The 25,894-nt window shown below is 35.5% G+C and carries 25 protein-coding genes; 6 read left to right on the top strand and 19 right to left on the bottom strand.

Features of this window, described 5'->3' with window-relative positions; translation table 11 throughout:
* Positions 1-20: 20 nt before the first annotated feature.
* The 10 genes from BOQ64_RS09865 to BOQ64_RS09820 form a co-directional block, all read right to left on the bottom strand.
* A complete protein-coding gene (locus BOQ64_RS09865) occupies positions 21-1,748 on the bottom strand; it encodes a hypothetical protein (protein ID WP_129057932.1) in 1,728 nt (575 codons plus the stop codon).
* A gap of 3 nt (positions 1,749-1,751) precedes the next feature.
* Positions 1,752-2,393, bottom strand: a complete 642-nt coding sequence (locus BOQ64_RS09860) for a leucine-rich repeat domain-containing protein (protein WP_129057931.1) — start codon at positions 2,391-2,393, stop codon at positions 1,752-1,754.
* Positions 2,394-2,408: 15 nt separating this feature from the next.
* The gene (locus tag BOQ64_RS09855) at positions 2,409-3,050 is read right to left on the bottom strand and encodes a leucine-rich repeat domain-containing protein (protein ID WP_129057930.1); all 642 of its coding nucleotides are present in this window, start codon (positions 3,048-3,050) and stop codon (positions 2,409-2,411) included.
* Positions 3,051-3,070: 20 nt separating this feature from the next.
* Positions 3,071-3,712: a leucine-rich repeat domain-containing protein gene (locus BOQ64_RS09850; protein WP_129058078.1), complete on the bottom strand. Its 642-nt coding sequence runs from the start codon at positions 3,710-3,712 to the stop codon at positions 3,071-3,073.
* Between the two features lie 247 nt (positions 3,713-3,959).
* Positions 3,960-4,208, bottom strand: a complete 249-nt coding sequence (locus tag BOQ64_RS09845; RefSeq protein ID WP_129057929.1) for a hypothetical protein — start codon at positions 4,206-4,208, stop codon at positions 3,960-3,962.
* A gap of 126 nt (positions 4,209-4,334) precedes the next feature.
* The gene (locus BOQ64_RS09840; RefSeq protein ID WP_129057928.1) at positions 4,335-4,781 is read right to left on the bottom strand and encodes a hypothetical protein; all 447 of its coding nucleotides are present in this window, start codon (positions 4,779-4,781) and stop codon (positions 4,335-4,337) included.
* Positions 4,782-4,892: 111 nt separating this feature from the next.
* Complete coding sequence (locus BOQ64_RS09835) at positions 4,893-5,576, bottom strand: hypothetical protein (RefSeq protein ID WP_129057927.1); 684 nt, start codon at positions 5,574-5,576, stop codon at positions 4,893-4,895.
* A 69-nt stretch (positions 5,577-5,645) separates the two neighbouring features.
* A complete protein-coding gene (locus BOQ64_RS09830; protein WP_129057926.1) occupies positions 5,646-6,236 on the bottom strand; it encodes a DUF2589 domain-containing protein in 591 nt (196 codons plus the stop codon).
* 357 nt (positions 6,237-6,593) lie between these two features.
* Complete coding sequence (locus BOQ64_RS09825; RefSeq protein WP_129057925.1) at positions 6,594-7,631, bottom strand: patatin-like phospholipase family protein; 1,038 nt, start codon at positions 7,629-7,631, stop codon at positions 6,594-6,596.
* Between the two features lie 191 nt (positions 7,632-7,822).
* Positions 7,823-8,323: a M15 family metallopeptidase gene (locus tag BOQ64_RS09820; RefSeq protein WP_129057924.1), complete on the bottom strand. Its 501-nt coding sequence runs from the start codon at positions 8,321-8,323 to the stop codon at positions 7,823-7,825.
* A gap of 251 nt (positions 8,324-8,574) precedes the next feature.
* On the opposite strand from BOQ64_RS09820, the gene BOQ64_RS09815 reads away from it, so the two are divergent.
* Positions 8,575-9,855, top strand: coding sequence for a Y-family DNA polymerase (locus tag BOQ64_RS09815; RefSeq protein ID WP_228448296.1), 1,281 nt, complete (start codon positions 8,575-8,577; stop codon positions 9,853-9,855).
* 34 nt (positions 9,856-9,889) lie between these two features.
* On the opposite strand, the gene BOQ64_RS09810 is transcribed toward BOQ64_RS09815, so the two are convergent.
* The gene (locus BOQ64_RS09810) at positions 9,890-11,071 is read right to left on the bottom strand and encodes a DcaP family trimeric outer membrane transporter (protein WP_129059701.1); all 1,182 of its coding nucleotides are present in this window, start codon (positions 11,069-11,071) and stop codon (positions 9,890-9,892) included.
* Between the two features lie 314 nt (positions 11,072-11,385).
* Between BOQ64_RS09810 and BOQ64_RS09805 the strand changes: the two genes are divergently transcribed.
* Positions 11,386-12,636, top strand: a complete 1,251-nt coding sequence (locus BOQ64_RS09805) for a dicarboxylate/amino acid:cation symporter (protein ID WP_129057922.1) — start codon at positions 11,386-11,388, stop codon at positions 12,634-12,636.
* Between the two features lie 72 nt (positions 12,637-12,708).
* Here BOQ64_RS09805 and BOQ64_RS09800 read toward each other — a convergent pair whose 3' ends face one another.
* Positions 12,709-13,320: a YdeI/OmpD-associated family protein gene (locus tag BOQ64_RS09800; protein ID WP_129057921.1), complete on the bottom strand. Its 612-nt coding sequence runs from the start codon at positions 13,318-13,320 to the stop codon at positions 12,709-12,711.
* A 7-nt stretch (positions 13,321-13,327) separates the two neighbouring features.
* Complete coding sequence (locus tag BOQ64_RS09795) at positions 13,328-14,458, bottom strand: serine hydrolase domain-containing protein (RefSeq protein ID WP_129057920.1); 1,131 nt, start codon at positions 14,456-14,458, stop codon at positions 13,328-13,330.
* Positions 14,459-14,555: 97 nt separating this feature from the next.
* Between BOQ64_RS09795 and BOQ64_RS09790 the strand changes: the two genes are divergently transcribed.
* Complete coding sequence (locus tag BOQ64_RS09790; protein ID WP_228448295.1) at positions 14,556-15,884, top strand: M48 family metalloprotease; 1,329 nt, start codon at positions 14,556-14,558, stop codon at positions 15,882-15,884.
* A gap of 167 nt (positions 15,885-16,051) precedes the next feature.
* Here the strand turns inward: BOQ64_RS09790 and BOQ64_RS09785 are convergent, their stop codons facing one another.
* The 4 genes from BOQ64_RS09785 to BOQ64_RS09770 all read right to left on the bottom strand — a co-directional run bounded on the left by BOQ64_RS09785 (position 16,052) and on the right by BOQ64_RS09770 (position 20,788).
* On the bottom strand, positions 16,052-17,587 hold the full coding sequence (locus tag BOQ64_RS09785) for a hypothetical protein (RefSeq protein ID WP_129057918.1): 1,536 nt from the start codon (positions 17,585-17,587) through the stop codon (positions 16,052-16,054).
* 99 nt (positions 17,588-17,686) lie between these two features.
* A complete protein-coding gene (locus BOQ64_RS09780; RefSeq protein WP_129057917.1) occupies positions 17,687-18,511 on the bottom strand; it encodes a hypothetical protein in 825 nt (274 codons plus the stop codon).
* Positions 18,512-18,623: 112 nt separating this feature from the next.
* Positions 18,624-20,165, bottom strand: a complete 1,542-nt coding sequence (locus BOQ64_RS09775) for a glycine--tRNA ligase (protein ID WP_129057916.1) — start codon at positions 20,163-20,165, stop codon at positions 18,624-18,626.
* Between the two features lie 101 nt (positions 20,166-20,266).
* Positions 20,267-20,788 carry a hypothetical protein gene (locus BOQ64_RS09770; RefSeq protein WP_129057915.1) on the bottom strand — a complete coding sequence of 174 codons (522 nt, stop codon included), beginning with the start codon at positions 20,786-20,788 and terminating at the stop codon, positions 20,267-20,269.
* Positions 20,789-20,969: 181 nt separating this feature from the next.
* Between BOQ64_RS09770 and BOQ64_RS09765 the strand changes: the two genes are divergently transcribed.
* Positions 20,970-21,665, top strand: coding sequence for a pseudouridine synthase (locus BOQ64_RS09765; protein ID WP_129057914.1), 696 nt, complete (start codon positions 20,970-20,972; stop codon positions 21,663-21,665).
* 164 nt (positions 21,666-21,829) lie between these two features.
* The gene (locus BOQ64_RS09760) at positions 21,830-22,867 is read left to right on the top strand and encodes a quinone-dependent dihydroorotate dehydrogenase (protein ID WP_129057913.1); all 1,038 of its coding nucleotides are present in this window, start codon (positions 21,830-21,832) and stop codon (positions 22,865-22,867) included.
* Between the two features lie 33 nt (positions 22,868-22,900).
* On the opposite strand, the gene BOQ64_RS09755 is transcribed toward BOQ64_RS09760, so the two are convergent.
* Positions 22,901-23,794 carry a hypothetical protein gene (locus tag BOQ64_RS09755; RefSeq protein ID WP_129057912.1) on the bottom strand — a complete coding sequence of 298 codons (894 nt, stop codon included), beginning with the start codon at positions 23,792-23,794 and terminating at the stop codon, positions 22,901-22,903.
* A 16-nt stretch (positions 23,795-23,810) separates the two neighbouring features.
* Entirely contained in the window at positions 23,811-25,055 is a 1,245-nt protein-coding gene (locus BOQ64_RS09750; protein ID WP_129057911.1) for a DUF445 domain-containing protein, read from the bottom strand.
* Between the two features lie 216 nt (positions 25,056-25,271).
* Here BOQ64_RS09750 and msrB point away from each other — a divergent pair, with 216 nt between their 5' ends.
* Positions 25,272-25,799, top strand: a complete 528-nt coding sequence (gene msrB / locus BOQ64_RS09745; protein WP_129057910.1) for a peptide-methionine (R)-S-oxide reductase MsrB — start codon at positions 25,272-25,274, stop codon at positions 25,797-25,799.
* Positions 25,800-25,894: the final 95 nt, after the last annotated feature.

The following is a 25,894-nucleotide window of genomic DNA, read 5'->3' as shown; positions in this document are numbered from 1 at the left end:
GTTGTGTATTTTCTGTGATATTATACCACAGGAAGGTCATTTTTTTTAGTGTATTCAAGGGTTAGTGTGAAAGAATTAATTGCAGAATAATTATAATTAGGATTATTCTTAAGCTGAAACTGTACATACTCTTTTTGTAGTGAGATGAAAGCTTCACCTCTTAATTGATTGCCTGAAAAGTCTGCTTTCATATCATACCATTCTGTAAACATCAGATTGGAGACAATCATTTCCATATCTTCAAAAATCTTGTCTATTCTAATGATTCCTTCATCCGGAATCTGAGTGAAGACAACTGTTTTTCTATAGATCGGTTTATTATCAATCCATAAACCGCCGGTTTTTACTTCCTCTTTTGTATAGGAATGTTGTTTATCTGCATATTTTTTCTGGATATAATCAAGATCCTTTACATTGTAAGTATAATCAGATGCTCCTGAAAGACCTCTTACCTCAGCTCCACCACAGGTAATTACATAGGTAGGTTCTGCTGTAATAATTCCTCCTTTGGATATCTCTGCTACCGGACCTGCAAACTGTTCAAGGAACGTAACTGAAGAATAACCGACAAGAGTCCCGTTTTTAGCATTATCAGAACAGAAAACACTTCCTTTAGATAGCCTGGTAAAGCTATTGTTATTAATGTCTTTGATAACGATATCTCCTGTTACAGGCTTAGTAGGTGCAGTACCTGCTAATGGAATATATTCGGAACCGGCTTTGTCTTCCCACCCGAATGTTCCATCAGGTCTTGCAACGATATTTTTAGTAAAACTTGTATCTGCTGCTGGAATCTTATTCGGGGTGATTGAAAATTTACCATCTATATTTATATACTTGTTTACAAAGTTTCCGGAGATCAATGCTTGGGAAAACTCTACCGGGCCACGAGCACTAACGTTATGAATATATAGACTGTCTAGTAATTGAGTGTCACCAAAGTCAGAATTACTTCCAATGATCACATTATTGCTGGAATCAGGTCCAAGGTTTATTCCGGCTCTGCTTCCAATCAGAATGTTCTGATATTTGTTGTCTCCTCCTCCATATCCTGCAAAGGCTCCCAAGACAGTATTTCTTGATGCACCTTTAGCGCTTCCGAAAGCAGAATATCCCAGTACTGTGTTTTCATTAGAATAAAGTCCGTTTTGCATACTGAAGTTTCCAACAACAGTATTTCCCTGGCTTCCATTATCAGTAACGAAAGAGTTATGGCCAATTACAACATGATCATTACCAAGAGGATTGGTGTCTTTACCAATTGAAATTGTATAATTTGCCTGGCTGGTCATATCATTGGTTTCCTGCCCGATCATGATGTTGTTCAAACTAGAGGATCCGCCATAGCTTATTCCCTGTACTTTGATCGATTTTGTAGTTTCGTTTCCTCTATCTGTAACAGATTGCAGAGTGCCAAGTTCTCCCTGTGTGATATCAATATACCTTGCACCTGTCCATCTATAGATTTTGTTTGAATCTTTAGTGATGTAAATTTTTCCGGATTCACCTTGCTGAGGGAGATTGGAAAGAGAGTCAAACTCTAAAACATCATCTACATAACTTGGCAGCTGTGAAGCGGGAACCACTCCGTTTACAAGATCTGCTTTTTGAGAAAAATCATAGGCTAATTTGTCTGATGGAATCTTTTCATCTTTATGCCAGTAAGACTCCTGCCACTCCCAAAATTCTTCCTGTTTGGGAATATCTCCGTTTTCGAAATATTGTTTTAATTCTTGTTTTGTTTTCATGTTTTATAAATTTTTGTAGTATAAGATGTTAGCTGTTTTGGGTATCCCTGCTTTACTAAGATCTAATCCTTCCGGAGCCGAAACACTTTGTAATGAAGGAATATTAAAGGCATTTTCTCCTACAGATTTTACAGAGCCTGGAATGTAGAGGTCTTTAATAACTTTTGCATTAGGACAATAGAAAGCCATCTCAGCAATAGTTGTTAAGCCATTATTGAGTATAATTTCTTCTAGTGAATCATTACCATTAAGATTATTACCCTGCGAGGAAAAAGCACCATATTCAATAACTTTTAAAGTTGAGGGTAGTTTAATACTTTTAATATTTTGCCCTATAAAAGCGGATCCTGCTATTTCTTCAAGTCCTTCATTAAAAGTGACTTTTATGATCTGATGAGGTCCACCTGCAAATGGAAATGCTGAATTGAGAATTTTTTTTGTTTTTGTGGGAATTGTAAGTTCAATGGCAGAGCCAAGTAAATCATTGCCTAAAAAGAATGGAATTGTTTTCTCAATACTATCAATAGAAGCCTGTGAAATTTTCTCCTCTTTATGCCAGTATGAATCCTGCCATTCCCAAAAATCTTCCTGTTTTGGAATATCTCCATTTTCAAAATAGAGTTTTAATTCTTGTTTTGTTTTCATTTTTTTTGATTTGGTTTACATTTCGCTAATCAGCGTTCCGCCTGATACTGTTGTTTTAGGATCAAATGAATCGGGATAATACTGAGTGTGCTGTTCCAATTTTACCATGCTTAAATTCGGATTGTTATTGAATGCTTTAGGTCCAATTTTCGATACTGAAGCCGGAATGTATAGCGAGGTAAGCCTGTTATACTGGAAGGCAGATTCTTTAATGTCTGTTACCCCATTAGGAATGATTAATGATGTTAGCTCATTACCACTAAATGCCCGTTCATTAATAATTTTAAGCTGCTCGGGAAGAGTTACTGATTTAAAAGAATTGTTATTGAAAGCTTCTATTCCTATACGGACAACACTATTGGCAAAATTTATTTCATGCATATAGTAATTTTGCATAAAGCGATCAGGAATATATAATGTTCCAGGTTCAATGGTTACTCTTTTTACTAACAGGTGAGCGAAAGACGCATTTCCTTCAGCATCTATTTTTGCATAAATATTATTGACGCTTGGAATTCCGTTTTCAAGACCTTCAATTTTAGTTATATCGATTTTCTCCTCTTTATGCCAGTATGAGTCCTGCCATGCCCAAAAATCTTCCTGTTTTGGGATATCTCCATTTTCAAAATAGAGTTTTAGTTGTTCTTTTGTTTTCATATTGTTTATTGATGATGTAATTATCTTTCAGGAAATCTTTGAACAATAAAAGCTGTTGAAGGAATGCCAAGATTGTCTGTTTTAAAATTCATAGGAACAGAAACAGTTTGTAGTGAAGGAATGGCAAATGCGTTTTCTCCTACAGAATTTACAGAATCTGGGATGTAGAGGTATTTCAAATCTTTACTGCCGCCAAACTGAAATGCTCCAGTTCCAATTATTTGTATGCCCTCTTCTAAGATTAATTCTGATAGATTAATACTACTGCTAGAAAAGGCATTGTTTTCTATAGTTTTGCAAGATCCGGGTATTTTTAAAGATCCGGTCAAGTACTGTAAAGCGAATGCGCTCGATTTGATCTTCTCTAAAGAATTAGGAAAAGTAACATGCGAAATATAATTTTTGGAAGCTGGCTGAAAGGCAAACCCCAATCCACTAATCACTTTAATTCCCTCAGGAAAAATAATTCTTTTTCCTAAACCGATAACGTCTGTTTTATCTGTAAGAGAATAAACAAATTCTTCGTAAGCAGGTAAGTTCAGTAAGCCTTTGTCCAGTTTTTCACTCTTATGCCAGTACGAATCCTGCCATTCCCAAAAATTTTCCTGTTTTGGAATATCTCCATTTTCGAAATAGAGTTTTAGTTCTTCTTTTGTTTTCATAAAAAATTGTGATTTGGTTAATAATTGAAGCTTAGGACCGCTTCAGAGCCTGGCTTTGTTTTTAGTGGTCGCAAACCGAATTTCCACGTGATTTATATTTTCAGACATAGCTCTGGCTGTCCAACATTTTGTGAATGGTGAATTCAAAGGTGTTGAGAATGTTTAATGAGACTGCTGTGCGCGTATTATAGAGATTTCAAAGATAATGATGGACAGCGTCAGAACTTGTCGTGTTTTAAATTTTTACTTAAAAGACATCTTCTTCAAGAATGCCTTCTTCAAAATCTTCTCTGAAGAAATTTTCAATGTCATTAAGATAGTTTTCATAGTCTATCTCAGCATTTTCGATGTCACTCCATTCCACGGTGTAGAGATCTTCATCGAAGAGTATATCTGTATTGTGATTGGGTGTTTCCATATTGGGTGTTGTGATGGGTTGTTGGTTATTTTTTGAACATATTTTTGGCTGTTCAGCATAAGTGAATGTTGAATTCAAAGGCGTTTTTAAGTTTTTGTTGATGGTTGTTCTGTGTCTTTTTTGATACTCCAAAGATAGTGGGGCAAGGCGACAAAACTTGACGTGTAAAAAAATAACTCAAAAGAATTTTGAGTTATTTTAGTTTTAAGAAAAATCTTTAATATCTATTTCATCAGCAATAAGCATTATGATGTCCATCTCAGAAAGCATTGATTTGAGTTTGATGCCTCCTAATTTTAAATCATTATCGGAAAGGATATGTGACCAGACTTTCTGTACAAAATCTTCAAATGTTATTTCTGAAGTATAAAGCGAACTTGTTGTTTGCGCTGCTAAAGCCAGTATTTGTTTGGTGATATCTCTGCATTCATTCATTTTTGTTTCATGAGGCAGTAATACATTAAGCACACAGTTTTGTGCATCGTGAAGAAGATTTGCGGTAACCTTGAGCTGGTTTTTTTTAGCATTAAAGCTTCTATCATCACTGATTTTACCTGCCAGAATCTTACTTCTGAAACCTGCTATTTCTGAAACTTCACTAATGGTGTTCGTAGAAAGAATATTCTCTACAGATTTCAGCCATGAAAGCATTCTCTCAACAAAAAAGGATCTTTTTTCTCTAAAGAAGAAACAATACCTGGAAACTCCAGCAACTGATCCTTTAACTGGGAAACTAAAATAAACTGTGACTTTTTCATTATATTATTCAGGGATAAGTGTTTCTATAATATTTCCATTGATATCTTCGTATCTCGACCACTCCATTCCTGCTTCGCTTACACTCATTTTAGCGAAAATCAGGCATTTGGTATCCAGTTGCATCAATTTGTTTGCCTCTACAATAATCTCCCGGTTATCTAACTTTTCAATAACTCTTCTGGCTTCCAAAACAATTCTGTTGAAAAGGCTTTGTTGTAAAAACTGGGGATCTGTATTCTTCCATGTAAAATTGGGAAGAGAACGGCAGTATTCTACTATATACTTTGAAATAGGGTCAAAATACTGCATTTGAGTATCGGTGAGGGTAGGTGTTTTTTCAGCCTTGATCTTCGTTATATAATCATTATAACTAAGCTCCTGATTGGCTAGGAAATTTCTTAAATTCTGATCATTTTTTGTATCAGAAGGATTATAATCTGCTGCGGCTACTTTGGTAATTTCTTCATAAGAAAAGTCTCTGAAAGGCAAGATAGGGGGACTTCCTGCTATAGCAAAAGGAATAGTAAGGTCTACCGTTCCCACTTTCATTCTTGGAATGGAAAAATGTTTCAATAAATCATCTTTAGCATATTCTTTAGCTATTTGTACAGTCTGTAAGTCTGTCATTTTTCTGGCTGTGGAAATTTCAGAGACAATACCTCCTAAATATTCATTCAATTTTGGCATGATAAGTTTTTTTTAAATTGATAATGATTTTTAAAAGGATGGCTGCCGGAGCAGCCATCCTGAAAATAATTAAGGAGTAGGAGTTACCGGTGCTGCAGAAGCAACAATAGCATCTTCTAACATATCCATAATTTTTGAAAGACCTGCCGGTAATTCGTCATTTACAGCTTTTACATGTACGCCCAACGTATAAGTTTTCTCCGTAGTCGAAGTACTTGAGTTGGTTTTCTTATAAGAAGCTGAAGCATTGAATTTAACTTTCCAGAACTTAGCGCTGAGAGAAGCACTTCCCTGGAATTCGCTAGCAATATTCTGAGTTTCCACAGAATTAAGTTTGGCGTTAAAATCAATAGTCATTTCATCAATTCTTAAAGAAGGAATTGACAGCATACAAAGCAATGGGACACTTAATTTTACTTCTGATTTTACTACGCTATCATTGTTTTCAGCTGTGCTGGGAACAGATTTTGTATAGATAAAATCCACATACTTAAGCTTTTTAGCTCCTCCTTCCGGAGCCCCTTCTTCAAAGCCTACTTCTTTAATGAAATTTACTTGTGACATGGATGCATCATGCTGAGCCTTGATAGCTGCCTGCATAGGCCCTCCGATGTAAACACTGAAATCTAAACTGTTTAATTCTTGTACTAAATTTGCCATAATTCTAAAATTGTTAAGGTTATTAATTGGTTAATAATATATAGTAGTGCTAGCAGACTAATATTCAATATGGAGCAATAGATACCCTGTTCAGTATTTGATGAACTGAAGATTATTATTAAAAATAATAGGGGTAATGTAAGTTTGGAATAAGCTTATTTAGCTTTGGTTTCCTTGGTTATTTTGTTTATTCAAATATAGTTGACTAGGGCGTCAAAACTTGTCGTGTTATAATTTATTTTCATTTTTATTTAATTTTTGATGAATATTATAAACTGACAGAGCAAGCGTTTTAATTCGGTGAGAATTTTAATATAAGCTTAAAAGCTTATTTGGGTTTAATATAAGCTTTTAAGCTTATATTTTGTTTCTGATGAGCTTTTGGACAATCTGATTTAGAACTTCCCGGTTATCATCAATATAGCTTAGTCCGGCTTGTATCAGATTTTCAATATTAGAACGTCTTACATTATCCATTGCAGGAGAAGCATTTTTCAATGATGGATTCAGACGGTAATAATTTTTCTGATTTCTCAGTCCTAAGGTCTGGAACATTTGAGAAAGCTGATAATCTACGGTTTCTGCGTTAGCAGACATTAAAATATCGATGATGGGGCTTACCCAGCCAATTTTTCCAGCCTTTTCCAGTTTTTTAAATGAATAAGGTCTGGCTTCAATTCCTGTTCCGATAGATATCATAATCATATCGTTTACTCCAGGATGATTGGCTTTCTGATGATTTTTTAAAACCTCTGCAAAAGGAATTTTTCTGGCTTCAGCATAAGCACAAAGAGCAGGATTATTGGCAAACATACCGCCGTCAATCAGGCTGAAGATTTGTCCATACATAGATTTGATCTGTACCGGGCTGAAATAGGTAGGTGCTGCTGAAGTAGCTCTGCAGACATCTTTTACATAGAAATTATCCGTACTGAGATGGGCTTCACATGAATTGAAAAGTTTTGCTCTTCTGTTTTCTATATCATAACTTGTTATTAAACAAGGTTTTATTAGCTCTTTTAATTCTAAATTTCCAAAAAAGTCATTCAGATTTTTCTCAAGTGCTTCCTGAGAAATCCTTTCATTCAACAATCCAAATGGATTAACCAGTTTTTCCCAAAAGGAAACCTGGAAGATGTCACCGCCCTTTTCAGCATACAGTTCCAATCCTTTCTGGATAGAATACTTTGCTTTACGGACTTCATCGGGACATAGAATAATAGAGGCAATCAGCCCGCCAGTGCTGCTGCCTGCCACCAGATCAAAATAATCTCCAAGCTTAGCACTCGGTTTATCATAATACTGGAGCTGTTCTTCTATGTAGCGCAGAATAATACAGGTTATAATTCCTCTTATTCCGCCCCCGTCCAAAGAAAGAATGGTTGTCTTTTTCATGTTATTTTGTTAATTGTTTTTTTTAAGAATACGTTACAGTATGATCCTGTAGAATTGATGATTTTGTTGAAGCAAATGGTTGAATTCAATGTTAGGATCTTGTTGTTTTTAGTAGCTTTCTTATAAAACAAAGGTAGGGCGGGGAAGCGACAGAACTTGACGTGTTTTATTTATTTTCCAATAAAAGAGAATTAAAAAACAACATAATTCTGCTGATCTCTGGGCATTTTTAAAAGCGTTCTCCACGTGGTTTTTACATGTCCTTTCTTCGATGGAATTGTCTTTTTTTCAAAGTGGGGAAGGTCTTTAAACGTTTTCCAGTTTCCACCCCAGTCCCAGCCATGTTTTGCGAAAATTTTCACACATTCATACCAATCGGCTACCTTATCATTATCCCAGTCTTTTACAGTGTCCCAACTGGCTGTCTTTCCGTCAATCATCAGGCACATGTCTACAGCAAGACCATAATTATGAATACTCTGGCCTGCTTTCGCATTCGTTACCTTTTTTCCGGACGTTATTCTTCCAATTGCGTAAAGCTTTTCCTGTTCCTCAAAAGATCTCAATCCCTGGGTGATTCTTATCTTGGCTCTACCAGTGAGTGCTTCATCACATTCCTTAATAATTTGCTTCACTTCATCTCTTACCAATGGGTGAAGTTTCTGAATTCTTTCTAATGTTACTTTATCCATAAATCTTTATCGTTTGAAACAAAAGTAGGAGTGGGAAGCGACAAAAACTGACGTGTTTTAATTAAAAATAAGCGAATTTGAAGAGAAGTTCAGAAATTGTTTTTGAAAACAAAGCTATATCCCTAATGCGACAAAACATGTCGTATTTAAAAATAATATTTATTTGTTTTTCAGTGTGTTAAATGTGATGTTAATTCCTGAATAAAGAATGATTTTATTCTTGAAAAATGATAATTTTGTGTAGATAATTCATGATCGTCATGTATGCGCTGGTAGATTGTAATAACTTTTTTGTTTCGTGTGAAAGGACTCTGGATCCTGATCTTGAAGGCAAGCCCGTTGTGGTTCTTTCCAACAACGACGGCTGTGTTGTGTCCCGAAGCAAGGAAGCAAAAGATTTGGGAATCCCTATGGCTGCTCCTGCGTTTAAATACAGAGATCTTTTTAAAGAGCATGATGTAAAAAGCTTTTCTGCAAAATTTGAGCTCTATAATTATAAGAGTCAGCAGGTCATCAATATAGCCCGCTCTTTTGTTGTGGATTATGAGATTTACAGCATTGATGAATTATTTCTCGATTTAACAGGTTTTAAATACATTGATATCCACGAATACTGTTCTAAAATCAAAACCGAGATTCAGGAAAAAGAAAATATCCCTGTAAGTATTGGTATTGCACCCAGTAAGACCCTATGTAAAGTAGCTAATAGAATTGTAAAAGATTTTCCGGAGCAATTTAATGGAGTTTATATTATGGATACTCCTGAAAAAATAGAAAAGGCCCTGAAATGGCTGAACATAGGAGATGTTTGGGGAATAGGAAGAAAGTTAGCCGCCAAAATGAATGACAGTGGTGTTTATAAAGCCTGGGATCTTCTTCAGAAACCTGAAATGTGGGTTAGAAAAATAATGGGAATTCATGGAGTGAGGATGATTAATGAGTTGAAAGGAATTCGTCAGCTGGAGTTGGATGCACCTTCTCCAAAAAAATCCATTGCAGTTACCCGGAGCTTTATGGAAATGCTTACCGATAAAGAAGCGGTCCGGGAGCGGGTAGAAACCTTTGGAATGTACTGTTCAGAAAGGTTGCGCCGGCAGAATACCTGTTGTAAAATGATAACGGTTTTTGTGCAGACTAACCGATTCAGAAAAGATCTTCCTGAATATAGAAATGCTATGACCCAAATTCTTTCCAATCCAACCAATTCATCCATATTGATTGGAAGAGTGGTAAATGAACTCTTTGAAGCGGTTTACAGAGATGGTTTTCACTACAAAAGAGCAGGAGTGATGGTAAATGATTTTGTTCCCGAAGATCAGAGACAGATCAGTCTTTTTGAAGAAGATACACAAAACCAACATCTCCCGGTGATGAAGGCTATGGATGCGATGAACAAAAAGTTCGGGAAAGATAAAGTCCGCCTTGGAAGCATGAGCGGTGAAAATACTTTTGGCCGTGCTCAGCTATCTCCTGAATATGAAGCCTTCCTCAAAAATAATACATTGCCTGAAGCTAATTTTAGGTTCCACTAAATAGAAATAGTCCTCAAAATATTAATATTATAATTTAGAAATAGACCTTTGCTGAAGTCTGAATTCGCCAACCTTTGGCCTTTTCATTTCCAAAGTTTTGTTTTTGTCCATAATTGGCTTCTATCCCCAATCGCATCTTTTTATAAGGGTGAAAAATAATATTTCCCGAAATATTATGAAAGCTTTTAGTCATGTCTTTTGGAATAAAGTTCTGATAACCAATATTCGAGTAACTGAAAAAAAGAGTAGAGTTCCATCGGGGTGCCCACCAATGTTCATAGGCTCCAACTATATTGAAAAGGTTTAATGTTTCCAGTATATTTTTGTTTTGAAAATTAGGAATTGCATCATAATTTTCTTCCCTTAAATTGGTGTTGTAGGTTGAAAAGCCTTTTCCAAAAGAAGTTTGAAGGCTAAAAATATTTTTTGCATCTGCACGAAGTTTTCCAGAGATCATGGCTCCCCATCCTACAATAGTTTTGGTTTTATATTCATCCTGAAGTGTATATTTCATTTGATAACTCATCGGAGAAATAACAGCTCCTGCTTTAATATACTCTTTTTCATTTCCATATCGGTAGAGAACTGAGAAGGTAGGTATAATAGGCTGCTTTTTCCAGTTTAATGAATCGGACGGTATTCTGATACTTGGAGTATTGGGATCTTCTAATGAGAAAGATAGGTTTCCTTTTTTTGAAATCGGGGCAGTATAGCGCAACTGTATTCTTCTTGTAAGCAGTAATCCGTCAGGAGGCATGAAGTCAAAAATCATAGGGAGAATTTCAATATCGGAAAAATTACTCCATGCCTGTCCTGCAAGCCATCTGTTCCATTGTATATACCCATGTCTGAATCTGGGAGCTATAGTATTGTTGGGTCCGGCAAAGTCTATTTCAGTATAAACGGATAGAGTTTGATTATTTTTGGAATTCTTCTGTTTAAAACCTATTCCGAGTGTGGTTTGTCTTACACTAAAATTACTGCTTATAGCATCTGTCTGCGGGATTTCTATTGAGTAGGCCGAGAATCCGTCTTTTGATTTCATATTCTGGAAACTTGTCATAAAATCAGCCTGAATAAATCCTTTTATATACAGTTCCCGTTCATTCTGATCTTCAGGTTTAAGAATAGCTAGGGAAATTTGACCTGAAATTTCAATAGCAGTTGAGATAAAGATCACAGAACTTATGATCTTTAAAAGTATTTTTTTTATCATTAATGTGTTTTTAGGATGGATAATCAATCAACCTGAGCTATATTTTTTTTAATGTTTTCAGTATAAATCATTGGTTTAAAAATTCCTGCGAAGTTATTGTATAGTTTTAGGTAAAAGTGATATTGAAAGATGTCGAAGGATATCAAAAAGTATCATATTTGCTTTAAAAGACAATGTCTGGATTAGAATGAGAACTGGCTTTTTCTACTTCGGACTGTTGATGCTTATCAATACTTGTCAATGTCTTGCAATGCCTGCACAGAGCATAACGGGGATAGTTGCCTCTTCATATATTTAAAAATTAAACTATATGTATGAAAGGACAAAACAAACTTTTTATTGCTATTATTATTGCACTTATTCTAGGCGTGGGAATCGGAGGATTGGTTCATCTGAGATACCCGGAAAGTATAGAACCTTTTTCGAAAAATATTAAACTGCTTGGAACCATTTTTATCAGATTGGTACAGATGATTATTGCACCGTTGGTATTTACCACTCTTGTAGTGGGGATAGCCAAAATAAGCGACATCAAAATGATTGGAAGAGTGGGAACAAAAGCAATGCTTTGGTTTATTACAGCTTCTCTGATTTCCCTTTTTTTAGGACTATTACTTGTCAACTGGCTGGAACCCGGATATGTAACCAAACTACCCATTCAGGAAGTTACAGCAGCAGATGACCTTCTGAAAACCAGTAAGAGTTTTTCCATGGAAGACTTTGTAAAGCACGTGATTCCTAAAAGTCTATTTGAAGCATTTGTTACTAATGAAGTGCTTCAGATTGTTGTATTTTCCATTATGTTTGGGATAGCACTGGCTAATTTAGGAGAAGAATATTCAAAACCGGTAGTTAAACTTTTTGATATCATTGCCCATGGAGTTCTTAAAATGGTAGGTTATATTATGTGGTTTGCCCCACTTGGGGTGCTGGGGGCTATTGCAGCTGTGGTTGCTACAAACGGATTTGAGATTTTTAAGGTATATGCTGTTTATTTAAGAGACTTTTTCTTTGCTATAGCTGTTCTTTGGGCTGTTCTTTTGTTAGTAGGGTATTTAATCTTGGGGAATCGTCTTTTCGACCTTTTAAAAAGAATTAAAGAACCTCTGCTCATTGCTTTTTCTACCACAAGTTCAGAAGCTGTATTTCCAAAATTGGTAGAAGAGCTTGAGAAATTTGGCTGCAACAGCAGAGTAGTTTCTTTTATTTTACCCTTAGGATATTCGTTCAATCTGGATGGTAGTATGATGTATATGACATTTGCGTCAATATTTATTGCACAGATTTATGGAATTGAAATGACGGTTGGGCAGCAGATTACCATGCTTTTGATCCTAATGCTTACTTCAAAAGGAATTGCTGGAGTTCCAAGAGCTTCTTTGGTTATTATTGTAGCAACTTGCTCCATGTTTGGTATTCCTCCTGAAGGAATTGCTTTAATTCTTCCTATCGATCATTTTTGTGATATGGGGAGAAGTATGACAAATGTATTGGGAAATGCATTGGCCACTTCGGCGGTCTCCAAATGGGAAGGGCAACTTGAAGATGTGCCGAACAGGATATAAATACTTTTATTGTTAGATATAAAGCAGATTTTGGTAAGAATGTCCGGCTGGACTTAGTTTTTGTGTAGAATCTTATTTTTTTTCGTACTTCCAGTTCCGGCTCTTACCTTCTGCAATCCATTCCAAAGCCTGCTCCATTCTTTTATTTCGGGTAGCTTCGGTTTTGGCCTCAGTAATCCATGTAATGTATTCTTTTCTGAAGGATGGAGATGCTTTTTCAAAAACATGTAATGCTGCTGGCTGTGCCTGTAATGCTGATAGAAAATAATCAGGAATTTCCACTTCTGTTTTAGAAGGAGCTGCTTTCTTCATGGTAACTCCCATATCTGTAAGCTCCATAGCTTCTTTGATTGCTTTTTTTAGCTGAGGTTTCGAGGGAAGATCTTCAATCTTTGTAATTTTACCTAAACTGAACATAGAGTTCTTTTCAATATCCTGAGTTATTTCCTGCATGGTTTTCATCTCTTTCTCCAACCAGAACCCGAAAGTGCAGTGTTGTTTGAAAGAAGCCATAGCACAAAGGTTTTTACCCTTGTAGATAAAATGTGGAAAGCTCCATTTCATAGTTTCTTCCGCATCAGGACAGCATTCATGAACGGTTTCCCTGATATAATGAAGAATAGGTTTAGCAAAATCCTGAGACTTTTCAATATAACTGTCTATTTTTGGGCTGTATTTTTCCATATTTTTATTAAAATAACGGTACGGTTTCATTAACAAGGAACTTCACCTGATCCGGTCTTCCTCTGTCGTTTTTAGGATTGTTAGCATAGCTTCCGGTTTTCACAATTACCATATTGTGCTCCGGAACCATAATAATATATTGCCCCTGAAGTCCAAGGAAATAATAATGTTTTATGGGGTTGTCATGATTAATCCAAAGTCCCATTCCATAAATATTCTCAGATTTTTCTGTCGGAGTTCTCATCTGCTCAATAAAATCTGCATTGAGAATCTGCTGATTTCCAATTTTACCATCATTCAGGAATAGAAGTCCCAGTTTGGCAAAATCCCTGGTATTAGAGTGGATACAGCAATATGTTTTTTCCATTCCGTAATCATCTGTGCTCCATTTTGCGCTCTGTTCCATTCCCATTGGAATCCAGAATTTTTCAGAAAGATAGCTTGCCAGAGGCTTCTTCAATGCTTTTTTTAAGGCAAAACCGAGAAGTTGTGTTGTTCCGCTCTGATATTCAAACCTTGTTCCCGGTTTTTCTTTGAACTTCCTTGAAAAGACTGCCTTTACAAGACTCTTTCCATAGTATGCCCTGGCATTGGGAAGAAACGGATTATTGTAATTTTCATCCCACTCGAGACCGGATTCCATCTGAGCCAGATTTTTAAGAGTTACATCATTACCGAAAGTTTTCTCTTTAAATTCTGTATAAAAATCGGATAACTTTTCATCTATATTATTGATAATCCCTTCCTCCAGAGCTTTTCCTAAAAGCATAACGGTAACTGCTTTTGCCATGGAAAAAGAATTGGTTTGCGAAAGTTGATTATAACCTTCCCAGTATTGTTCGTGAAGAATTTTGCCATCCTTTATGACTACAAAAGAGGCTGTTTTGGAGTGTTTTAAATCATCAACTAAAATCTCCGGTAATTCTTTTTTATTGTATTCTGAATGTTCTTCCCATCGTTTTGGTGATTCTGTAGGAATAGGATTGCTGGGAAACAGATTTCCATCATCAATATGGGCACTTGATCTTCCTTTAAGGTAGGTTTTGGAAATTCCACTGAGCAGATAATCGTATCCAAACAAGTAAGCCGCCGCTGCTCCGGCTACAGCTCCACCTATCATGTATTTTAGTATTCTCATTTTTTGTCAATCGGTCTTTAACAAATTTAAAATAATTTGGGTGAAAAAATAAAAATGAATCATCAAATACATTATTTTTGTTTAATTGATGAAAAACATGACCAGAAAACTTATTGTATTGATGTGCTTCCTGCTATCAGTAGCAGGAATTTCCCAAACCTATAAAGCAATAGACACCGCAGATTACCTTCAGCGGAAAGAATTTTTGAAAAATTTTACCACCAATAATGAAAACCTTATAAAAGGGCTGAGAGCGCAATATTCAGGGAGAACAGGTTCGGAAATGTCTAAAATGTATAAAGAATTCGGTACTGAGTTTGAAAACCAGGTGAAAAATAAAGATTTTGTCTTCAAGTCGGAATTTGATATTGTTATTAAATCTCTGGTGGAGCGTCTCAGAAAAAATAATCCAAAAGTTTCCCGTGATCTTAAAATTCTCATTGCCAAAGATAATACTCCCAATGCTTATTGCCTTGCGGATGGAACCTTTGTGATTAATATGGGACTATACAACTGGATGGATAATGAAGCTCAGTTAGCTGGTGTCATCTCCCACGAATTAGGACATAAAATAGAAGAACATACGCTAAAATCTGTACTGAATATTGTAGAGCAGAATAAAATAGATAAATCTACGGTACAAAATATCAAAGAGACAACAGACCGCCGCAGTCAGGGACGAAATGAAAAAGCATTTGATATTTTGAAAAACAGAATTTATAAAAAGAGTATAGAGAAGAGGCAGCTTGAAATGCAGGCAGACTCTTTGGGGTATGTTATTTTTAAAAACAGTGATTTTAAGAAAAGCGAATTTGTTAACGGACTGCAAAAAATTCAGACATTCGATACCATTTCCCCAAGAGAGCTTAAAATAGAGACTTATAAAAAACTTTTTGACCTTCCCAAACAGGCTTTTAAGGAGAAATGGATGAAGAAAGAAGACTTTTCCCTTTACAATTATAACTTTTATAAAGAAAAGCTGAACAAAGATTCTGTGGCTTCGCATCCTGAAATGGTTCATAGAATAGAGAGACTTAAAAAAGTTTTTCCTGAGCTGAATACTTCTGCAGACACAGAAAAACCATCAGATGCTTATCTTGCTTTGAAAAAAATGGCAAGAATGGAAATTCTCCCTAATTATTTTCACTCTGAAGATTATGGACTGGGAATTTATGTAGCCATGCAGTTTTTACAGGATGGGGAGGAAGAAAAATATTATAAAGATTGGCTGGGAAAATGCTTTTCTAAAATTTATGAGGCCAGAAAAAACTACAATCTTAACCGTTATCTGGATAGAATAGAGCCTAAAAATCAAAGTGAAAGTTATCAGCAGTTCCTTAATTTTATGTGGAACTTAAGTCTGGATGAAATCAAAAATATCTCGGATTATTATCAGACTAATGAAACGGTTGCAAAATCAAAATAATGTTGCAACTTGATCCCTCTGATTTTTGAAGATGCGGGAACCTTGACAAGGCTAAAAGCCCAAACTCTTTAATCCATGAGAAAAACTAAAAACCTATCTCAAAGGTGAGATAGGTTTCCTTTTTAAGATCATTTTTTCTTAGAAGAATTCAAAATGATTCTATGATATCAGTAGTTCAGTTTTTCTAAACGGATCTTATTGTATTTATCTTTCGTATTGTATTCACGGAGAAGAATATAACCTTCTTTGGCAACATAAGGAGTTACCTGGTAGTTATCCTTTTCGGAAATAGGAATAATTTCCTGCTTGAATTTCCCGTCAATAACTGTATTGATAAATAGATTCCACTTTTTCTGTCTGGTTACTTCATCTTTCTGATAATCGCGGTAGAAGAAAACCACGTCTTTTCCACCGTTGAGGTATTGTGAAAACAGATAATCACTATTGATTGCCCATTTTGTTTTTTCTTTTTCCAGTACTTTAAGATCTTTAATTTTGAAATCCTTATCTGTGTACACATAAACAAGATCCGTTGTTTTTGGAGCGTTGTATTGGCCGGCAGGTTTATATTTTTCAGAAAGAATACCTACACTTCCGTCACTCATGAAATATAAGTCTTTAGTAAGGAGATAATATCCGCTTTCTACATATCCATGTGCATCTATTTTAGGCAGGTGGGGAACAAAGTCAGGTTTATAGTTAAGCGTTTTTGTATCAATACTAAAATTGGATTTATTAATCATTAATCTGGAAAATCCTATATCATAATCGTTGGGAGCATAGTTTCGTCCCATTAATACAATTTTGTCATCAAAAGTTTTGTCATTATCAAGAGCATTGTAATTGGAAATAAAAGTATCTATGTATTCAATGGTCTTATCTGTAATTCCTGTGATGGGGTTATTGGCAATCTGCTTTCCCGTTTTCATATCAAGAACAAGGAGACTGAATGTTTTTTTATCATCATCCACCTTCTTCAGGATAGAATAGATATAATTTTCATCTTTTTCCAGAGGAGTCAAGGTAGAAAAAACTTTCTTGGTTCCGTCTGTATTATATTTATAGCGCCATACTTCCTTTTTGTTTTCATCAAACTTCATCAGGCTGTTGCTGTTGATATACTTTCCATAATCTTTGTATTCTACGGCAAAATAGCCCCCTTCTTTCGTTTCTGCTACTGCTGAAACATAATTGTACCCTTTTTCTCTTTTTTCACTTCGGTTCTCTTTGTTTTGTTCCTTCCAGCTTTTCGGTTCATTGATCTCTTTAAAGCTTCCGTCTTCAAGATAATCATAATAGACTTTTCTGGTTATGGTATTGGTTTTCGGATTAATAACCATGGAAACGGGTGTAAAGATTTCTCTGCTTTTTATCAGAGAATAATCCATCATGGATGGCTTTAGGATAATCTGACCTTTAAAATCCACATACCCTCTATAAGATGCAGCGGTGATATCACCTTCAAATTCTTTATTGGCAACAGGATTAAGGTTCTTATCCAATATAACGTATTCAAATTTCTTGGTTTTATCTCCGGATTTTCCGTAAGAATATATAGAAACGTAGCCATAAAGGTTGTCCTTATCATCAAATAAGGCATTCATTCCTACATGGTCTCCTGCAGCTAATGCTGTTAAATCCTGAGTTTGGGAAAATGCAAGTGTCTGGATTAATCCAAACACCAGTAAAGTAATTTTTTTCATGGTCTAATTTTGGTCTAAAATAATAAATTATAGGAATACACTGAAGAAAAATAAAAGCCCTGAAAATTCAGGGCTAAATATGTAAATCAGAGCAGATAACTATTTATTATACTCGTAAAGATAAGTGTGTTTATTGGTTCCAAAAGCCGTACTTGTATACGTCATGACTGATTTAGTTGGATAATTAGCTGCATTAAGAGTATGAACAGCGCTGGTCTTAGTGGTTCCATTTACTGAACCTGCATAGTTTCCATCTGCTTTTACCAGGTTACTATAACCTATTTCACCATCTGCAAGAGAGAGCATATCCATTTTTATATACCCTTTTACATTTTTCATAGGATGGTTATTGCCATCATAAGAGAATGTAGTGCTGTATGTGGTTCCGTTATTTGAGTAAGTCATCGAAAGTAGGTTCCCGCTAGCATCAAGATAAATATCCTTATCTTGGAATTTTATATCTGAGTAAGCTCCGGTGGTTGAATTATAAGTATAAGTTTGAAGAGCATTGTGCTTTATATGACTGTCACTAAGATATTGAAACGTTTCAGTGTAAACCAAAGTTCCCGGTTGGTGCTTATCCGTTACTTTTTCAGAAACCAGTTTTCCGTTAGAATAAGAAAACTCTCTCATAAATTTTAATGCTCCCGTTTTGGTGTACACTTCAGTCTTGATGATATTATCACCGTCATAAGTATATACTGTTTTTTCATTATCAGCAACATCAAATGCTTCTGTTATTTTTGTTCCGTTATACTTATATTGTGTAGTAAAAGAATCGCCGTCCTGAGTAATTTCAGTGAATGTCTTTAGAAGATAAGGAGTAGGTGTGCTATTATTGTTGTCATTTGTACTGTCATCGTTTGAAGAGCTGCAGCTTGCCATTACTGCTATAGCTAGCGATGAAATGATTAATTTCTTCATAGTTTATAATTAGTTTTTTTAATAGCCTCAAAAGTAATCATTTTCACAATATGGATATGATTTTTTTTGAAAATGAAAAAAGCCTTGAAAAATCAAGGCTTTTATATTAATATTATATTTTAGAAAGTAGATTTCTGAAGTTGGTTTTCTCATCAATGATTCTTCTCAATTCTGAAACCGGAACTCTTTCCTGCTGCATCGTATCTCTGTCTCTTATGGTTACAGTGTGATCCGTTAATGAATCGTGATCTACAGTAATACAATAAGGAGTACCAATCGCATCCTGTCTTCTGTAACGTTTTCCGATTGCATCTTTTTCCTCGTAGAATAAGTTGAAATCATACTTCAGATCATTGAAAATCTTCTCAGCATACTCAGCTAAACCATCTTTCTTCATCAATGGAAGGATAGCCGCTTTAATTGGAGCTAAAGCAGGTGGTAAAGATAAAACTGTTCTTTCAGAACCATCTTCCAATACTTCGTCTTTTAAGCAGTGAGAGAAAATAGATAAGAATAATCTGTCTAAACCTACGGAAGTTTCCACTACGTAAGGAACATAGTTTTCATTTCTTTCAGGATCGAAGAACTGAAGTTTTCTTCCTGAGAATTGTTCGTGAGCCTTAAGGTCAAAATCAGTTCTGGAGTGAATACCTTCCAATTCTTTGAAACCAAATGGGAAGTTGAACTCAATATCAGCTGCAGCATTAGCATAGTGAGCTAATTTTTCGTGATCGTGGAATCTGTAGTTATCATCACCTAAACCAAGGGCTCTGTGCCAGTTCAGACGTTTTTGTTTCCATTGTTCGTAGAATTCAAGTTCTGTACCCGGAGCTACAAAGAACTGCATTTCCATCTGTTCAAATTCACGCATTCTGAAGATAAACTGTCTTGCAACAATCTCATTTCTGAACGCTTTACCAATCTGTGCAATACCGAAAGGAAGTCTGTGACGTGAAGTTTTCTGTACATTCAGGAAGTTAACGAAGATACCCTGAGCTGTTTCCGGTCTAAGATAAAGATCCATTGCACTGTCTGCGGAAGCTCCAAGTTTTGTTCCGAACATTAAGTTGAACTGTCTTACTTCCGTCCAGTTTTTAGAACCAGTATCCGGATCAGCAATTTCTAGCTCTTCAATTAAAGCTTTTACATCAGCAAGGTCTTCATTCTCTAAAGACTTTGCCAGTCTTGAAAGAATAGCCTCTCTTTTCGCTCTGTACTCCAAAATTTTTGGATTGGTAGCCACAAACTGATCTTTATCGAAAGCATCCCCGAATCTCTTCGCAGCCTTTTCGATTTCTTTATTCTCTTTATCTTCAATTTTAGCACAGTAGTCTTCTACCAAAACGTCTGCTCTGAAACGTTTTTTAGAATCCTTATTATCAATCAATGGATCGTTGAAAGCGTCTACGTGGCCTGATGCCTTCCAAGTTGTTGGGTGCATAAGGATTGCCGAATCAATACCCACAATATTTTCGTTAAGCTGTACCATAGCTTTCCACCAGTATTGTTTGATATTATTTTTAAGTTCAGCCCCGTTCTGTCCATAATCATAAACAGCGGATAAACCATCATAGATCTCACTGGAAGGGAAAATAAACCCGTATTCTTTAGCGTGAGAAATTACTTTCTTGAAAACATCTTCTTGCTTTGCCATAATTTTTTTACGTCTGATGTGCAAAAATAGCAAATTGGATCCAAAATCATAAGATTCAACAAAAAAAGCAGTTAAAAAACTGCTTCTTATTATTTTTGATCTTAAAAGTTATAGCTTAATGAGGCTCCGTTACCGGTAAATCCAACTTTATAATAAGCCTGATCCTTTCTGTCAGAACCATTTTCAATATCAATGGCTTTTCTTAAATTTTTTTTGGTTCCGGAGTTAATAATAATTCCGGCAATTGTAATTCCAGCTCCCAGACTTATTAGCTGCCACCCGCCATAATTATTTTTATAAGTCATGGTATATACTCTGCCGTCTCCAAGATAAGTATTTACCTTCTCGTCCGGTTGCAGGGCTCTTACAATTCCTACACCCATCAGAATCCCACCTGTAAATCCGAAAATGCTTCCCATTGTAGTTTTTGAACGTGCTCTTTTCGCATACTTTAAGGCATCAGCATTGTGGAACACTTTTTTATATTCAGAATATTTGAATGTTTGATTTCCTTTAATAAAAAGAGATCTGTGGGCTGTCCCCAACTGAATAGAATCTGAAGCTTGTGCATAAGAGTTTAGTGAAATAAGGCTTAATAACAGCACAAGGAATAGTTGTTTCATGAAATAATTTTCGCGAAAGTAGTAAAATTAATGAGGTTTACAAATGAGGTTTGTCAGGAGCCGGGAACCTGCTTTCCACTGTATCTTTTTTGTTACGGCTTCCGCTTTGCTTCAGCCGCAACAAAAAAGGATGCCGTTACAATCAGGGCTAGAATCAGTTGAAAATCTCTACTTTTGCACCATGTTAGAAATTCTTTATCGTGACGAGCATATTATTGCCATCAATAAACCCAGTGGATTATTAGTGCATAAATCTTTTTATGCCGGAGAGGCCGATACGTATGCTATTCAGGAGCTGAGGAAACAGATCGGGCAAAAAGTGTATCCTGTACATAGATTAGACCGAAAAACTTCCGGTGTTCTGCTATTTACGTTAGATAAAGATACCCTTAGAATAATGAGTGACCGTTTTGCAGGCAGAGAAGTGGAGAAAAAGTATATTGCTATTCTGCGAGGTTGGGCTAAAGAAGAAGAAACCATCGATTATGACCTGGTTAATGAAAATGAAGTCACGCAAAATGCAGTTACCTATTACCGTCGTTTGCAGACTTCAGAAATAGATTTACCTTTTTTAAAGCATCAGACTTCTAGATATTGTTTGGTAGAAGCAATCCCTGAAACGGGAAGATTTCATCAGTTGAGAAAACATTTCAAACATATCCTGCATCCGATTTTAGGCTGTCGTAAGCATGGTTGCAATAAGCAGAATAAATTATGGCTTCAAACATTTGGAATCAATAAAATGACGCTTCATGCTCATCAATTGATTTTCAATCATCCTGTTACCAATGAAGAAATAATATTGAATGCTACTGTAGATGAAGAATTTAAAAGAGTAGGAGACATCCTGAATTTTGATTTAAGTCAGTATTCTTAATTGATAATTAAAAGAAAAGGGCAACCCTAAATCCTTGTCAAGGATCTTGCAGGTGACATTAACTTTCTACCTTATAGATGCTATATATCAAGCAATTTGATAAAATATCATAGGTTAATCCACCATTAATTTTAAAATGAGTAATTTTGTAAAACTTTTTTTCAATGTACAAATCGCTCATTCGTCCGATTCTTTTCAAATGTGATCCTGAAGAAGTACATCACTTTACTTTTTCAATGCTTAAGAATTTTGGATTTCTTACTAAATTATTTTTCCCAAAACCTATTGAAGACAAACGTCTGGAAAGAGAAGTTTTCGGATTGAAATTTAAAAATCCTGTAGGACTGGCTGCCGGTTTTGATAAAAATGCAACCTTGTTCAATGAATTGGGAGATTTAGGTTTCGGATTTGTAGAAATCGGGACAGTAACCCCAAGAGCTCAGGCAGGAAATCCTAAGAAAAGATTATTCCGTTTGATTGAAGATGGTGGAATCATTAACAGAATGGGATTCAACAATGATGGTCTTCAGGCTGCTATTGAAAAATTGAAATCCAACAAAGGGAAAATCATCATCGGTGGAAACATCGGGAAAAATACAGATACAAAACCTGAAAACTATACACAGGATTACCTGGATTGTTTTGAAGGTCTTCATCCTCATGTAGATTATTTTGTACTGAATGTAAGCTGCCCGAATGTAGGAAGCCACGCCAAACTGGAAGATGTAGAATACCTTCGTGAGCTGATTACTGAAGTAAAGAAAATCAATCAGTCGAAATCTGTACAGAAACCAATACTCCTTAAAATAGCTCCGGATCTTAATAATGCTCAGTTAGACGAAATTGTAGAGCTTATTGCAGAAACAAAAATAGATGGAGTAATCGTCTCCAATACTTCGGTAAACAGAGAAGGATTAAAAACACCTCCGGAAGTTTTAGAGCAAATAGGAAACGGAGGGCTAAGCGGAAAACCTATTCGTGAAAGAAGTACAAAAATGATTAAGTACATTTCCGATAAAAGTAACAGAGCATTCCCGATCATTGGAGTAGGAGGAATTCATTCTGCAAAAGATGCTATTGAAAAATTAGATGCCGGTGCAAGTCTGGTTCAGTTATACACCGGATTTATTTATGAAGGTCCGGAACTGATTAATGAAATCAACAAAGAGATTTTAAAAAGAGCAAGCAGATTGCCAAGATAATATAAAAAGAGAGTTCAGAATATGAACTCTTTTTTATTTTGATTTTATTACAGATGCATTTCGGATGTCGACAGTTAATGTATGAGCCGGAGAGGAATCCGATTTTTTTATTTTATATTGTATTGTTTTGCCATCCTTTGATTTTGTTTGTGGAGTATCATAGATGTTTTCCAAACAGCTTTCAGTAAGGAATTCTTCATAGCGTTTATAATTCCAGTCTTTGGTAAAATAAAGAATTCTATAGCCTTTTTCACCTTCACTGGCACCGCATCTTCCACAGGCGTTAAGGTTGGAAGAATGTTCAAAATACAGTAAAACTCTGTTCCCTTTTTCTCCGGAAACATAAGAAATTAGTTGATTTCCACCATATAGGTTAATAATATCAAAGGTGTTGATTCTTTTGTTATTAGGTAAAGTCAGATAATTATTATAACGGTAGATCATCTCATTACCGGTGAATAGTTTTGCTGGCTGTGTTTTGCCTTTATTCTCAAGATAAAAACTTCCCGAAATAGGATTTTCTTTAGTTTGGTTGTACCCAAATAAAATGATTTCCTTCGGATTAAAGCCTTTTACTATTTCAGCTACTTTTTCCACATCCTGTGGCGAATTGATTTTTTCTTTGAATTGTTTAGAAACCTGTTGATGCTTAGCCCCGAAATTATATAATGACAGTTTTCCATAATCATATAGTCCTGTCAATGGAATTTTCTTCTGATATTTATCGTAATAATACCATCCGTCTACAAAATGCTGGTATAAATTGCAGTCCGGAATACCATCATAGTGAAGCTGTAAGGTAACGGGAACTCCTGCTATTTCTCCTTTGAAGACCTGAGATGAATCTGTGACTGTTTTTAACTCAACCTTTTGACTTTTACCCGGAAGGAAAAACGAAAGTAAGAGAAGAATAAGAAGTTTTTTCATGGTTATATGTCCGTTTTTAAATAAAGAAATGAGCAATGGTATAAATGATAAGTCCTACCAATCCTCCAACCAGAGTCCCATTTACACGGATAAACTGAAGATCTTTACCTACTTCCAGTTCCAGTTTTTCACTCAGTTCCTTACCTTGCCAGTTCCCCACCGTAGTACTGATGAGGTTTCCGAACTGATGGGTGTTTTTCAGAATATATTTATAAGCCGTTACCCGAACCCAATGATCTATTTTGTTCTGAAGGTTTTCGTCTGTTTTTAAGTTTTGTGAAAACTCATTCAGGTTTTTGGAAAGGTAATTTTTCAATGCAGAATGATTTTCCTGCAATTCTTTCATCAATGTTTTCTTGATGGATACCCAAATATCATTGGAATATTCTTCCAGTTTATCATTTTTAAGAAGCCCATTTTTAATCGTCTTAAATTCCTCATCCCATTTTGGATCTTCCTTAAGATCAACAGAAAATTCATGAATTTTTTGAGTGATTAACCCTCTGACTTCATGCTCTGTATTTTCCTCTATTTCTTTGAAAAACTCAGATAAACCATCTGCGATCTTATCTGCAATTTTATTATCCACAAAAGATGGAATGAAGGTATAGCTTCCTTTTTTTACCCTATCCTTTATCATTTCATCATTTTGAACAATGTATTCTTTAATCTGCTTGGCAAGATTGGTGATGATTCTCTGATGGTCATTCTTTTCCAGGATATAATTGATACCGTTTCCTACAACCTTGTTGAGTTTAATATCATCCGTCATATCAGATACCTTCTTACTGATGAATTGACTTACAGTAGAATCATCAAGTTTATTGAGGATATCAAGAACAATATCAGACAGGTTTCGGATGAGAATATCCTGATTTTTCTCTTTGGTAAGCCATTCTCCGGCAAAACCGGAAACCTTTATTTTTTGAATATAGGGACGTATATTTTGAGGAGAAAGAAAATTACTGACTACAAAGCTTCCCAGATTATCTCCTAACCTCTGTTTGCTGTTTTCAATAAGATTGGTATGAGGAATCGGAAGCCCAAGAGGATGACTGAATAAGGCGGTAACCGCAAACCAGTCTGCCAAAGCACCTACCATAGCTGCTTCCGCAAAAGCACGTACATAGCCTATCCAGTGAGAAGAATTAGACTTCTGCATAATGGTTGTCACAATGAAAATAAGTGCCATCAGAACAAAAAGTCCTGTGGCAAATGCCTTATATTTTCTAAGCTGTTTTCTTTTTGCTTCGTCATTCATATTCTCAAATTTACTAAATTTGGTTATCAAATCATCCAATATTTGAACCACAAAAGATACAAGAGTTTTATTTGAACCACTTTAGAGCACTTAAGAAAGTTTAACCTGATGTCTCATACGTTCACATAAGATGAAAGTCAAAGATTTTCATAAACTTAAGTGTTTTTAAATATACTGTCACTTTTGTGGTTAAGAAATAAATAATTAAAATTTACGATGAAATTTTTAATTTCAGCCATTATATTAATTGTTCTGCAGGGATGTACGCAGAAACAGGAACCTATTAAAATTACTTCTATGGAAAATACAGAAGCAAAAAACAATCCATATTACTCAAGAACCGATACTACAAAACTGAATATTTCCAATGACGAGTGGAAAAAAATCTTAGCACCGGACCTTTACGCAATTTCCAGGGAAGCGGCTACAGAAAGAGCTTTCACTGGGAAATATAATGAATTTGATGAGGTAGGGGATTATTACTGTGCGGTTTGTGGCAATCATTTATTCCGTTCCACTTCAAAATTTTCAAGCAGCTGTGGCTGGCCAAGTTTTTTTGAAGCAGATAAAGAAGGGGTTTATTATAAAAGAGATACTGCCTATGGAATGGAGAGGGTAGAGGTTCTTTGTAAAAGATGTGATTCTCATTTAGGACACGTATTTGATGATGGTCCAAAGCCTACCGGATTGAGATATTGCATGAACTCAATTAGTCTGGAATTCGTTGGAGATTCGCAAAAATAATGAGCTTTATTTCACAGAATCAGGACGTTAAAGTTTCTTAAATTCAGTTAAACTTTGTAGACTTATAAGTGGCTGATACCTATGTTTTTATAATT

Source organism: Chryseobacterium sp. CH25 (genome assembly GCF_004119455.1).
Taxonomy (GTDB): Bacteria; Bacteroidota; Bacteroidia; order Flavobacteriales; family Weeksellaceae; genus Chryseobacterium.
Note: the sequence above shows the minus strand (reverse complement) of the source record. Positions and strands in the feature narration are given on the sequence as shown.